Raw genomic sequence first — 12,654 nt, forward strand, 5'->3', positions numbered from 1 at the left:
CGCGCAATCTTTATCGCGCTGCATAATCATTTGAGCAAATTGTGATGCTTGCTTGCGCCGGTAATGTCAGGCACCGCAATCGGGCGGAAATGACAGGGAATTGCATGCAACAGGCGGAAGATTTTCGGACCATCTGCGCGGCGCTCGATGCGCTGCTGTCGGAATTGAGCGATGCGGATTTTGCGCGGCCGACCGCGTTCAAGCGATGGACCATCGAAGAAATATTGCGCCATCTGCATGTCTGGAACCGCGCAGCCCTGTTGTCGCTGCATGGGCCGGACGATTTTTCCGACTTCATGCAATCGGTCGGTGCATCGCGCGGGCTCAATTTCAGGGAGTTTGAAAAAGAGCACTGCGATGATCTGAGCGGGCGCGAGTTGTTGGTGGCTTGGCGTGAGTTTTATCCCGCGCTGGCGGATGCCTTTGCCGAGGCCGATCCCAAGGCGCGCGTGCCATGGGCCGGGCCGAGCATGAGTGCGCGATCATCGATCACCGCGCGATTGATGGAAACATGGTCGCATGCGCAGGCGATCTATGATGAATTGGGACAGGATCGCCTGCCCAGCGATGCGGTCGCCAACATCGTCGTTCTGGGGCTCAACACCTATGGCTGGACCTTTGCCAATCGCGGGCTGGAGCCGCCCGAGCCGCGTCCGCAACTGGTGCTCACCTTGCCTTCGGGCGCGGTCCAGAGCTTTGGTGAGGAGGCCGGGGAGGAGCGCATCGAAGGCTCCGCCGAAGAGTTTTGTCAGGTCGTCACTCAATGCCGCAACATCGCGGACACCGCGTTGATGGTGCGCGGTGAAAATGCCGCGCGCTGGATGGCCATGGCGCAATGTTTTGCCGGTCCGCCGCAAGACCCACCGCCGCCGGGAACGCGGCGCAAGAAATGACCGACTGGATCGCTTCCGCGCAGCAGGCCTGCATGGCGCTGGGTCGGTACCGCGATGCAGTGCGCGCCGCCGTCGCCGCCATCGCCGCTCCGGATAGCAAGCCCGATGCGGCGCTGGTGCAACAGCATCAACGCCAAGTCCATGGGCTGGCATGGATCGGCACGACCATCGCCGCGCTCGAAGCTTTGACCGATTGGGCCGCGGCGTCGCAGCGGGCCGAGCGCTTTGGCGAAGTGGATGAATTGGTGCTGCGCATCGGCTTTGGTGAATATTGCCAGCAATTGCTGAGTGCACTGGCGATGAGCCAGAGCGAATATATTCGCCCGCAAGAGATGGGCACGGCAGCGCAGGCCGAATCCTTGCGCAGCGACCCCGCGACCGCGCGTTTCCTTTCCGCTGGCAACACCGCCGAAACGCGCGCGCGGCTCACCGCGCTGTTTGCCCAAGGTGCGCGGCCGGATGAGGCGTTTGGCGACGAAACGCTCGACATGATCCGCGATCAATTCCGAGCGTTCACCGCAGACCGAATCGCGCCCCATGCCCATGCTTGGCACCTTGCCGACGATCTGATCCCGATAGCCGTGGTTGAAGAAATGGCGCAGCTTGGTGTGTTCGGCGTCTGCATCGCCGAGGAATACGGCGGGCTGGGGCTGGGCAAAGCCGCAATGTGTCTGGTTTCCGAAGAATTGTCGCGCGGGTGGATTTGCGCAGGTTCGCTCGGCACGAGGTCAGAGATTGCGGGCGAATTGATCGGAGAAAACGGCACACCTGCACAAAAGGCGAAGTTCCTGCCGAAAATCGCCGATGGGTCGATACTGCCCACCGCCGTCTTTACCGAGCCCGACACCGGATCGGACCTTGCCTCGGTCAGGACACGCGGGGTCAGGCAAGTGGATGGAAGCTGGCAAATCAGCGGGGCAAAGACGTGGATCACCCATGCCGCGCGCGCCGATCTGATGACGGTGCTGTGCCGCACCGATCCCGAAACACCCGGCTATGGCGGACTGTCGATGATGCTCGCGGAAAAGACGCGCGGGACCGATGCTGTGCCGTTCCCCGATCCGGGCATCGACGGCAGCGAGATTGAGGTTCTCGGATACCGGGGCATGAAAGAATATGCGCTGGGCTTTGATGGTTTTGCCGTGTCCTGTGAAGGATTGCTGGGCGGGGCAGAGGGGCAGGGTTTCAAGCAGTTGATGCGGACCTTTGAAAGCGCCCGGATCCAGACCGCCGCGCGCGCTATTGGCGTGGCGTGGAATGCGTTTGACCTCGCGCTGAATTATGCAGCGGAGCGCAGGCAATTCGGTCAAAACCTGCTGGCATTCCCGCGCGTGTCGGACAAGCTGGCGTTGATGGCGACGGAAACCGTGATGGCGCGCGAACTGACTTACCGCGCTGCTCGGCAAAAGGACAAAGGCGAACGCTGCGATATCGCCGCGGGCATGGCCAAACTGCTCGCTGCGCGCACCGCATGGAGCAGTGCCGACAACGCGCTGCAAATACACGGCGGCAATGGTTATGCGCTCGAATATGAGATCAGCCGAGTGTTTTGCGACGCGCGCATTCTCAACATCTTTGAAGGCGCTGGCGAGATTCAGGCGCAGGTGATCGGGCGCGGCTTGCTCAGTGAAGGGCAGACCGCGCCATAGGCCTAGCGCCCCTTGAACACCGGCTTGCGTTTTTCGAGGAAGGATTTGCCGCCTTCGACTGCGTCCTCGCTCGACCCGGCAAGGCGCTGACCCTCGGCCTCCATCATCAAAGCGGTGTTAAGGTCGCATTGCAGGCCCTGACGCAAATTCGCCTTCATCCGCGCGAGCGCCTTGGTCGGGCCGGCGGCCAGCCGCTGCGCAATGGCACCGGCTTCGCTGGCCAGCGCATCATCCTCTACGCATTTGGTGATGAGGCCGATCCGCTCCGCTTCCTCGCCATAGATGCGTTCGCCTAGCATCATCATGCGGGTGGCCTGTGCCAAGCCCGCAAGGCGCGGCAATATCCAGCTAGATCCGCCATCGGGGACCAGCCCGATATTGACGAAGGCCTGCAGGAAATATCCGCTTTTGCCCGCGATCACGAAATCGCCTGCCAGCGCAATCGAACAGCCGATCCCTGCCGCCGGGCCATTGACCGCGGTCACGACCGGGATCGGCAGGTTCCACAGCGCCGCCATCATCGGATTGTAGCTCTGTTGAAGCACGGTGTACGATCGGTCACCGCCCGAAATAGACTGGCTGCTATCGCGTCCCCCGGCGAGGTCAGCGCCCGAACAAAACGCCCGCCCTTCGCCAGTAATCAACAAGGCGCGGGCATCGCCGAGATCGCGGATCGCTGCGAAAATCTCATCCGCCATCGCCGGAGGGCAGGCGTTGAGCCGCTCGGGCCGGTTGAGCGTCAGACGCGCAACATCGCCGCTGCGTTCCAACCGTAGGGTTTCGTAATCGGCCATCGTCCTGTCACTCCCAAATGCAAAAACTGTTTCACTGCACTCACCCAAACTCGTTGCGAAAAGCAACCTCTCAAATTGTGGGTTGGTGCCGGGGGGCTGCGATTGACCTTGCGCGGCGCGCTTGCGAAGAGGATCGAGGCTGGTCATTCAGCCAACTGCAAAAAGGAATTTCGCACAGCATGAGCGCCTGGCGTTTTGCCATTGATCGCGGGGGCACCTTTACCGACGTGGTGGCGGTGACGCCCGATGGCCGAACGGTCACCGGCAAGCTGCTGTCAGAGGCACCGGGCAACTATGCCGATGCAGCAAGCGAAGCGGTGCGGCGGATGATGGCGGAACACGGCGCGGCACCGATCGCCGATTTGCGCATCGGCACCACGGTCGCCACCAACGCGCTGCTCGAACGCAAGGGCGAACGGCTGGCGCTGGCGATCACGGCTGGATTTGGCGATGCGATACGGATCGGGACGCAGGCCCGACCAGAGATTTTTGCGCGCCATATTGTGCTGTCCGAACAATTGCCCGCGCGCGTGATCGAAATTGCGGAGCGTGTCAGCGCAGAGGGGGATGTGCTAAAGCCGCTCGATGAAGATGCCGCGCGGGCGCAATTTGAAGCGCTGCGAGGCGATGGCTTCGATGCGCTGGCGATAGTGTTGATGCATGGTTGGCGGCACCGCGATCACGAACAGCGGTTGTCCGATCTTGCCCGCGAATTGGGCTTTGCGCAGATCAGCGTCAGCCATGAGGTCGCGCCGCTCATCAAACTGATCCCGCGCGGTGATACGACCATTGTCGATGCCTATCTTTCGCCGGTTCTGCGGCGCTACACCGACACTTTGCGCGCTGAGCTGCCCGGAGCAGCGCGGCTGCGGTTCATGCAATCCAACGGCGGACTTGCCGAAGTCGGCGCGTTTCGCGGCAAGGATGCGATCCTGTCCGGCCCGGCAGGCGGAGTGGTGGGCATGGTCGCGGCGTGCGAACCGCTTGGCCACCGCAAACTGATCGGCTTTGATATGGGCGGGACCAGCACCGATGTCGCGCATTACGCCGGACAGCTTGAACTGACCGGAGAGAGCGTGGTCGCAGGCGTGCGGGTTGCGGCACCGATGATGCAGATCCACACCGTCGCTGCGGGCGGGGGGTCGATTTGCAGCTTTGACGGCGCGCGGTTTCGCGTTGGACCCGAAAGCGCGGGCGCCGATCCGGGGCCGGCGTGCTATCGCAAGGGCGGTCCGCTGACTGTCACCGATTGCAATCTGGTTCTCGGCAGGATCGATCCGGCTTTCTTTCCCAGCGTATTCGGCCCAGACGGCGACGAAGCGCTTGACCCGGATGCAGCGCGCGCCGCGCTGGAAGCGGTGGCGCAAAGTCTTCCCGAACCCAAAGCCCTATCCGAAGTGGCTGAAGGTTTCCTCGCCATCGCGGTCGACAATATGGCCAATGCGATCCGCAAGATATCGGTGGCGCGCGGGCATGACATCACCGCCTATGCGCTGGCGTGTTTCGGCGGCGCGGGCGGACAACATGCCTGTATGGTCGCCGATCAATTGGGGATCGAGACGGTGCTGGTGCACCCGCTGGCCGGGATGCTGTCCGCCTATGGAATCGGCCTCGCCCCGGTAAAGGCGATCCGCGAGGTCAGCCTGGTGCGCCCCTTGGAAGAGAGCTTTGCCGCCAGCCTCGCGGAACTGGAGGCCGAAGCGCTGGGCGCGCTGACGCAGCAGGGCATCGCCAAATCCGATATAATATTGGAACGCCGTGCGCGTTTGCGGTTTGAAGGAAGCGATTCGATGATCCCGGTTGCTTGCAGCAATGCCGCCGAGATGGCTGAGCAATTCCGCAAGCTGCACCGTCAGCGTTTTGGCTACACCAGCGACAGCGCCGCGATTATCGTAGAGGCGCTGAGCGTGGAGGCAAACGGCAGGTCCGGCGGAATCGGCGCGGTCAGCCCTGATCTTGCTGCCAGCACTGCAGAATCTTCGGGCGATTGGCGCGTTCTTCAACGCTGCTTGGTGCAACCGGGGGAGGTCGCGGCGGGACCCGTTCTGATCATCGACCCCGGTTCGACCACTGTGGTGGAGTCGGGCTGGCAAGCGCAATTGGCGGACGAAGGCAGTCTGGTCCTGACCCGCGCCGAACCCCTCACCCGCGACCGCGCGGCGGGGACCGAGGTCGATCCGGTGCGGCTGGAGATATTCAACAATCTGTTCATGGCGATTGCCGAGGAAATGGGCGTGGTGCTGCAATCCACCGCGACCTCGGTCAACATCAAGGAACGGCTCGATTTTTCCTGCGCGCTGTTTGATGCAGACGGCGCGCTGATCGCCAATGCGCCGCATATACCGGTGCATCTCGGGTCGATGGGTGACAGCGTCGCACGGGTGATCGAAGCGCGCGGAGGTCAGGATGGCGGGCGCGATGGCCGAGGGTTCCGGCGCGGCGACGCCTATGTGCTCAACGATCCCTATCGCGGCGGAACGCACCTGCCCGACATCACCGTGATCGTTCCGGTGTTTTACGGAGAAGACGGCGGAGAGCCAGACGCCTTTGTCGCCGCGCGCGGGCACCACGCCGATATTGGCGGGATCGCGCCGGGATCAATGCCGCCCGAAAGCCGCACTATCGCAGAGGAAGGTGTCCTCATCGACAACCTCCTGTTGGTGGATGAGGGAGCATTCCAAGAAACGGCGGTGCGCGCTGTGCTTGCCGAAAATGAACACCCTGCGCGCAATCCGGCGCGCAACCTGTCCGATCTGCGCGCGCAGCTTGCCGCCTGCACTCGCGGCGCAGAATTGCTCTCCGGCGCGGCGCAGGAACACGGCGCGGAGGTGGTCGCGGCCTATATGCGCCACGTTATCGCCAATGCAGAAGAAAGTGTGCGCCGCCTGCTCGACCGGCTGGAGGATGGCGCATTCGCCTATCCGATGGATAATGGCGCGGTCATCAGGGTCGCCATTCGTATCGACCGAAAGGCTCGCGCTGCGACGTTCGATTTCACCGGGACCAGCGACCAATTGCCCGGAAACTTCAACGCCCCGCGATCAATCACCAGAGCTGCCGCGCTTTATGTTCTGCGGACATTGATCGACGATGCGATCCCGATGAACGATGGATGTTTGAAGCCGGTGGAACTGATCGTGCCCGAAGGCTCGATGCTCAACCCCCGGCCCGGTGCCGCTGTGGTGGCAGGCAATGTCGAAACCAGTCAGGCGGTGACAGACGCCTTGTTTGCGGCCACCAGCAGGCTCGCGCCGAGCCAGGGCACGATGAACAATTTCACCTTCGGCAATTCCGAACATCAATATTACGAAACGATCTGCGGCGGTTCGGGGGCCGGGCCCGACCATGACGGGACCAGCGCGGTGCAGACCCACATGACCAACAGCCGTCTGACCGATCCCGAAATCCTCGAAAGCCGGTTGCCGGTGCGGCTGGACCGGTTCGCAATTCGGCGCGGGTCGGGCGGAACAGGGCGGCAGCGCGGCGGTGACGGGGTCGAGCGCCGCGTGACCTTTCTTCAGCCGATGCGCGCCAATATGCTGGCCAATCGTCGCAAGGTGGCTCCGCACGGGATTTGCGGCGGCGGCGATGCACAGGCAGGACGCAACTGGGTTGAGCGCGCAGATGGCTCGCGCGAGGAATTGAGCGCCACCGCATCGGCAGAGATGCAGCCGGGCGATACATTTGTGATCCTGACGCCGGGCGGCGGGGGCTTTGGGGAGGAATTGGGATGAACTATTGGCCCTTGCTCGGCATCGGGCTGGTGGTGATCGGCTTTGCGCTGCGGTTTAACCCGCTGATGGTGGTGGTCGGAGCGGCACTGGCCACCGGGCTGCTTGCGGGACTGGACCTTGTGGCGGTGGTCGAGGCGCTGGGAAAGGCGTTCAACGACAATCGCTATATCTCGGTCACGTGGATCATCCTGCCGGTGATCGGTCTGCTGGAACGCCACGGATTGCAGCAACGGGCAAGGGCGGTGATCGAAAGCGTGCGCGGGGCGACCATGGGCAAACTGCTGGTCATTTATCTCGGCTTTCGCCAGATCACTGCGGCGCTGGGGATGAAGGATATTGGCGGGCACCCTCAAGCTGTGCGTCCGCTGGTTGCCCCGATGGCAGAAGCAGCGGCGGAAAAGTCGCATGGGAAACTGGCAGATGGAGACCGCGAGCAGGTGCTGGCGATGGCGGCGGCGACCGACAATGTGGGGCTGTTCTTCGGCGAAGATATTTTCTTCGCTATCGCTTCTATCTTGTTGATACAGGGTGTTTTTGAGTCGTATGGTTATCCCTTGACCCCGCTTGAACTGTCGGTCTGGGCGATACCGACCGCAATCTGCGCCTTCATAATCCATGGGTGGCGGATCAATGCACTCGACCGGCGGCTTGGTCGGGCATCGGGCAGGGTTGTTGGCGGAGCCCTGTCATGATCACCTATGAATGGCTCTATTGGCTCGCGGGAGCATTCTTTGCGGTCTGGTCCATTCTCAGCCTGCGCGACGGACGGTTCGGCAATGCTGCGTTCTGGGGTCTGCTGGCGGCCAGCTTTTTCCTCGGCAGCCACCTTTCCGACCTCGCCAATGGAGTGCTTGTGCTGGCGCTGGTGGCGATTGCCGGAATGGGCGGGCTGAAGCGCAGCGAACCGGCCACGACGTCCGCCATGGAGCGCGACAATTTCTCAAAAATCCTTGGCAATAGATTGTTTATCCCTGCACTTATTGTTCCAATCACGGCTGTCGCGGGCACTTTGCTCTACAATTACACGCCCATGTCCGAGACAGGCCTGTTTGAGGCGCGGCGGGAAACTTTGATCCTGTTCGGGATCGGCGTGGTGATCGCTTTGATCGCGGCCATGGCGTGGCTCAAGCCGCCGTTGCTTGCCCCTGCGGAGGAAGGGCGGAGACTGATCGATTCAATCGGCTGGGCGGCAATTCTGCCGCAAATGCTGGCGGCTTTGGGCGCGGTGTTCGCGCTCGCGGGAGTGGGCGAGATTATCGGCGGTGCCGCCCAAAGCGCGATCCCCGAAGGCAGCATCGTGCTGACCGTGATCGTCTATGCGCTGGGCATGGCCTTGTTCACGATGATCATGGGCAACGCCTTTGCGGCATTCCCGGTGATGGCAGCGGCGATCGGGATACCCTTGCTGGTGGAGACCTATGACGGCAATCCGGCAGTGATCGGGGCGGTCGGGATGCTGGCTGGATTTTGCGGCACCTTGCTCACCCCGATGGCCGCCAATTTCAACATCGTGCCCGCTGCGCTGCTCGAACTGAAGGACCAGAACGCGGTCATCCGCCAACAGGTCGGCACGGCGGTGCCGCTATGGGTGTGCAATGTCGCGATCATCTATGTCGGAGCGTTTCTGCTGTGGAACTGACCGAGGCGCTCGCGCGCAAATTCGCGCAAACCGCACTTGGCCATGTGGCGCGCGAATATCCGAACAAGCTCGATCATGTGATGGGCGGGGATGCGGATGCGTCGACCCCGCGTGAATTGCATCCGGCATTCTTTGGCAGTTATGACTGGCATTCCTGCGTCCACGGCTGGTGGACGCTGCTGACGCTGAGGCGGCTCTGGCCGGAGATGCCGGAGGCGGCGCAGATCGACGCATTGGCGCAGACGACCTTTACCGATCCTAATCTTGCCGAGGAACTCGCTTATATTGAGCGGCCTGACGCGCGCGGGTTTGAGCGGCCGTATGGCTGGGCCTGGCTGCTGTTCCTGCATCACGAAGCGGCCCGGCACAAGGACCGAGCATGGGCACAGCGGCTGGAGCCATTGGCAAACACCTTCGTTGAGCGGTTCAAGACCTATCTTCCCATTCTGACCTATCCGATCACGGTGGGGACGCATTACAACACCGCCTTTGCGCTGGCGTTGACCCGAGATTGGGCCGATGAACGCGATCCTGACCTTCTAAGATTAATTGATAGGTGGGCAAATCAAGCCTTTGATAGTAAATCACACTATACAGGATGGGAACCGGGAGGTGACGAATTTCTGTCGCCTGTGCTGACCGCATCATTGCTTATGAGCAAAGTCATGCCCCGGGACCAATTTGAGCCTTGGTTTGATCGTCTGGTTGTCAGCAATGGCTGGCTTGAGCGCGAATGTCACCCGGTCACCGTGTCGGACCGGAGCGACGGCAAGATCGCACATCTCGACGGACTCAACCTCAGCCGGGCGTGGTGCCTGCGCGGAATTGCGGCGACGCTTGGGCAATCCGAATCGTCCACCCTGCTTGAATCGCGCGCAAAGGCGCATTTCGATGCCGCGCTGCCGCATGTGGCAGGCGATTACATGGGCGAACACTGGCTGGCGAGTTTTGCCTTGCTGGCGATGCTGGCGGATCAGCAATCCAATCTGCGATGACCGTCCGGTAAGCGCAACCCACTGATCGATCGGTAAAATCCCGCAAGGTTAAAGCACGTTGGTGCGAAAAAGCGGATCGCATATGTGACCGCGTTAACCTTGCTCAATTGTAAAATCATGTCTCCAAACCCGCAGAACTCCGGGACTTGGCGAGTATCGCTAAACGTTTGCTAACCATTGCCCCGTATTCGCCCTAGGCATGAATACTCAGCATATCACCCATTCGCTTTTCACCGCATCGGTTGCGGTTCTGTTTACCCTTTCAGCTCCGGCCTATGCCGAAGGGGTGAGCGCCGGCACGCTGATCGAGAACACGGCGACCGCGACCTTCGACGGGGGCGACGGTCCGCAGACCGTCGATTCCAACACCGTCGTGGTGCGGGTCGATGAATTGCTCGATGTGACGGTCACCTCGCTCGACAGCGGCCCGATTGGCGCTGTCCCCGGCGAAGCGGTGCTCACTTACGAAGTGACCAATCAGGGCAATGGGCCAGAGGCGTTTGAGCTGATTGCGAACCCTGCCGTCGCGGGCAATGATTTCGATGTTACCTTGGTCAGCATCGCGGTCGATACCAATGGTAACGGCACCTATGACCCCGGCGTCGATGAAATTCTGACCGCGCCGCAAACCACACAATCCCTCGCCGCCGATGAAACCTTGACGGTTTTCGTGATCGTCAGCGTGCCCGACACCGTTGTCGATGGGCAGGCGAGCGATATCGAACTGACCGCGCGGGCGGTTACGGGGACTGGAGAACCGGGAACAAGCTTTGCCGGGCAGGGTGTCGATGGCGGCGATGCGATCGTCGGGACCACCGGCGCAGATGGCACCGCGCGAGGGTCGCTGCTGGTCGGTATCACGTCGGTTGATCTGACCAAGACTGTCAGCCTGCTCGATCCGTTTGGCGGCGACAGCGCCGTTCCGGGAACCGTGGCAACCTTTACCATCGTAGCCAACGTCGCGGGCAGCGGCTCGGTCGACGATCTGGTTGTGACCGACATCATCCCCGACGGCACGACTTACGCAAGTGAGACGCTCAGCCTCGATGGCGCCGCGCTTACCGATGCCAGCGGCGACGATGCGGGCGAGGCATCCGATGCCAGCGGCATTTCCGTCGCGCTCGGCACGGTGTCCGGGGGGGCCACCCATACCATCACTTTTGATGTCACCATTGATTGATCCATTTTTAGAGCTTGAGGAATTAAGCATATGAACACGTTTGTAAAAATGATCACAGCAATGCTGTTCTTTGCCGCCGCCACCGGGCCGCTGTCCGCTCAGGCGCAAAGCGTTAGCCCGGTTACGCTTTCGGGTGATGTGAAGGCGGTTGAAACCACGCTCGATGCGAATGGTGCACAAATCACGCGGCTGGTTGAACCCGGTGTTATCGTCCCCGGTGACCGGCTAATATTTGGCACCGACTACGCCAACACCGGCACCGAAGTGGTGGAAAATTTCGTCGTCACCAACCCGCTCCCCGGTGCGGTGCGGCTGGCCAGCGATGCCGATCCGCAGCTGATCGTGTCGGTCGATGGCGGCCAGATATGGGGCACGCTGGTCGAGCTTTCACTCACCAATGACGATGGCACCGCGCGCGCCGCAACACATGCCGATGTGACGCATGTGCGCTGGACGCTTGCGGCAATCGCCCCGGGTGCGAGCGGCCGGCTGGAATACCCCGCCATCATCCGCTGACATTTGAACAACAGATCATCCGGCGAGAGCCGGACGGTAACCGCCAAGTTCCGTGGGCGGTGTTTGTTACACGGGGCACACGCAGAGGACCAAAACCATGACACGTACCACCCAATTGCTGGGTGCGGTGAGCGCTTTTGCGCTTGTCGCGATGTCCAGCAGCCCGGCCCTTGCGGTCGGGACCACCGCTGGTGATAGTATCACCAACAACGTCTCCGTCTCGTTCGAAGTCGGCGGCGAAGCTCAAACCGAAGTCACCGCAAGTGACACATTCACGGTTGACCGCCGGATTGATGTCAACGTCAACTTCACTGGCGCAACGCCGGTGTCGGTATCGCCCGGTCAGGACCGCGCGGTGCTTTCGTTCGACGTCACCAACTTGTCGAATGACGTGATCGACCTCGACCTTTCCACTGTCCTGTCCGCAGGCACAGCAGCCAATATCGAAAACATCACGATTTATCTTGACGCCAACGGTGACGGCGCGCTGCAACAATCCGAAATCGATGCAGGTGCCATCACCTTCCTCGACGAAGTGGCTGCCGATGATGGCGCCGGCACAGAGACCATCTCGGTGCTGGTTGTCGCCGACATCACCACCGGTGCGGTGAACGCCGACACGTTCGATATTGTTCTGGTTGCTGACGCCTATGAGGCCGGTGCTGCTGGCCTCGGCACGGAAATCGTCGGTCTGACAAGCGCCGATGCCAACACCGCCGGAGAGGACACCGTCCTTGCCGATGGAACGGGCACCGCAGAGGAAGCCGCCAACAGCGGCGACCATTCCGACACCGGTCAATTCGAAGTGGCGGGCGCGCTGGTCAGCGTCGTCAAGTCAAGCCGCATCATCAGCGATCCGGTCAACGGCGCCTCCAATCCGAAAGCCATTCCGGGCGCGGTGATCGAATATTGCATTGCGGTTTCGAACGCGGCCTCGGCGGCGACTGCGACTGCGGTAAACGTCTCGGACGACCTGCCTGCTGACGTGACTTTCACCGAAAACGACTTCGGCATTTTTGTCGATGGCGCAGCGGCGATCGACGACAACGGCACTCCCGGTGATGTCAGCGATGACATTGCGGTCTGTTCGGGCGGCACCGACGCAGAAGGCGGCGCTGCCAGCTACAACGTTGGCGGCGGCACCGGAGGTCTCAACGAGATCGCTGGTTCGCTCAGCGATTTGGCTGCGAGCACGACCCGCTCGCTCTATTTCCGCGTCACGATCAACTAAGATCTCGATCCGGTTCTAGACTT

General features: G+C 61.7%; 10 protein-coding genes. 9 read left to right on the forward strand and 1 reads right to left on the reverse strand.

All coding sequences use genetic code 11. The features are described 5' to 3' along the window. Positions 1 to 89 precede the first annotated feature (89 nt). Entirely contained in the window at positions 90 to 893 is an 804-nt protein-coding gene (locus ACM64M_RS06255; RefSeq protein WP_416227807.1) for a TIGR03084 family metal-binding protein, read from the forward strand. Then, the gene (locus ACM64M_RS06260; RefSeq protein WP_416227808.1) at positions 890 to 2,542 is read left to right on the forward strand and encodes an acyl-CoA dehydrogenase family protein; all 1,653 of its coding nucleotides are present in this window, start codon (positions 890 to 892) and stop codon (positions 2,540 to 2,542) included. The genes ACM64M_RS06255 and ACM64M_RS06260 overlap by 4 nt, the downstream gene beginning before the upstream one ends. A 2-nt stretch (positions 2,543 to 2,544) precedes the next feature. On the opposite strand, the gene ACM64M_RS06265 is transcribed toward ACM64M_RS06260, so the two are convergent. Next, on the reverse strand, positions 2,545 to 3,336 hold the full coding sequence (locus ACM64M_RS06265) for an enoyl-CoA hydratase-related protein (RefSeq protein ID WP_416227809.1): 792 nt from the start codon (positions 3,334 to 3,336) through the stop codon (positions 2,545 to 2,547). A 179-nt stretch (positions 3,337 to 3,515) separates the two neighbouring features. Between ACM64M_RS06265 and ACM64M_RS06270 the strand changes: the two genes are divergently transcribed. From ACM64M_RS06270 to ACM64M_RS06300, 7 genes are all read left to right on the forward strand, one after another. Further along, entirely contained in the window at positions 3,516 to 7,070 is a 3,555-nt protein-coding gene (locus ACM64M_RS06270; protein WP_416227810.1) for a hydantoinase B/oxoprolinase family protein, read from the forward strand. Then, entirely contained in the window at positions 7,067 to 7,762 is a 696-nt protein-coding gene (locus ACM64M_RS06275; protein ID WP_416227811.1) for a DUF969 domain-containing protein, read from the forward strand. The genes ACM64M_RS06270 and ACM64M_RS06275 overlap by 4 nt, the downstream gene beginning before the upstream one ends. Next, the gene (locus tag ACM64M_RS06280; RefSeq protein WP_416227812.1) at positions 7,759 to 8,709 is read left to right on the forward strand and encodes a DUF979 domain-containing protein; all 951 of its coding nucleotides are present in this window, start codon (positions 7,759 to 7,761) and stop codon (positions 8,707 to 8,709) included. The genes ACM64M_RS06275 and ACM64M_RS06280 overlap by 4 nt, the downstream gene beginning before the upstream one ends. After that, a complete protein-coding gene (locus ACM64M_RS06285) occupies positions 8,700 to 9,704 on the forward strand; it encodes a DUF2891 domain-containing protein (protein ID WP_416227813.1) in 1,005 nt (334 codons plus the stop codon). The genes ACM64M_RS06280 and ACM64M_RS06285 overlap by 10 nt, the downstream gene beginning before the upstream one ends. Positions 9,705 to 9,903: 199 nt before the next feature. Further along, positions 9,904 to 10,884, forward strand: a complete 981-nt coding sequence (locus ACM64M_RS06290) for a hypothetical protein (RefSeq protein WP_416227814.1) — start codon at positions 9,904 to 9,906, stop codon at positions 10,882 to 10,884. Positions 10,885 to 10,914: 30 nt separating this feature from the next. Continuing rightward, entirely contained in the window at positions 10,915 to 11,400 is a 486-nt protein-coding gene (locus ACM64M_RS06295; protein ID WP_416227815.1) for a hypothetical protein, read from the forward strand. A gap of 97 nt (positions 11,401 to 11,497) precedes the next feature. Beyond that, entirely contained in the window at positions 11,498 to 12,631 is a 1,134-nt protein-coding gene (locus ACM64M_RS06300; RefSeq protein WP_416227816.1) for a hypothetical protein, read from the forward strand. Positions 12,632 to 12,654: the final 23 nt, after the last annotated feature.

This window comes from Qipengyuania sp. ASV99, assembly GCF_047872805.1.
Taxonomy (GTDB): domain Bacteria; phylum Pseudomonadota; class Alphaproteobacteria; order Sphingomonadales; family Sphingomonadaceae; genus Erythrobacter.

What these genes read in the sequence shown, in the direction of transcription:
- ACM64M_RS06260 (WP_416227808.1), top strand. Translation starts at nt 890, where the DNA reads ATGACCGACTGGATCGCTTCCGCGCAGCAGGCCTGCATGGCGCTGGGT.
- ACM64M_RS06270 (WP_416227810.1), top strand. Translation starts at nt 3,516, where the DNA reads ATGAGCGCCTGGCGTTTTGCCATTGATCGCGGGGGCACCTTTACCGAC.
- ACM64M_RS06300 (WP_416227816.1), top strand. Translation starts at nt 11,498, where the DNA reads ATGACACGTACCACCCAATTGCTGGGTGCGGTGAGCGCTTTTGCGCTT.
- ACM64M_RS06295 (WP_416227815.1), top strand. Translation starts at nt 10,915, where the DNA reads ATGAACACGTTTGTAAAAATGATCACAGCAATGCTGTTCTTTGCCGCC.
- ACM64M_RS06280 (WP_416227812.1), top strand. Translation starts at nt 7,759, where the DNA reads ATGATCACCTATGAATGGCTCTATTGGCTCGCGGGAGCATTCTTTGCG.
- ACM64M_RS06265 (WP_416227809.1), bottom strand. Translation starts at nt 3,336, where the DNA reads ATGGCCGATTACGAAACCCTACGGTTGGAACGCAGCGGCGATGTTGCG.
- ACM64M_RS06275 (WP_416227811.1), top strand. Translation starts at nt 7,067, where the DNA reads ATGAACTATTGGCCCTTGCTCGGCATCGGGCTGGTGGTGATCGGCTTT.
- ACM64M_RS06290 (WP_416227814.1), top strand. Translation starts at nt 9,904, where the DNA reads ATGAATACTCAGCATATCACCCATTCGCTTTTCACCGCATCGGTTGCG.
- ACM64M_RS06255 (WP_416227807.1), top strand. Translation starts at nt 90, where the DNA reads ATGACAGGGAATTGCATGCAACAGGCGGAAGATTTTCGGACCATCTGC.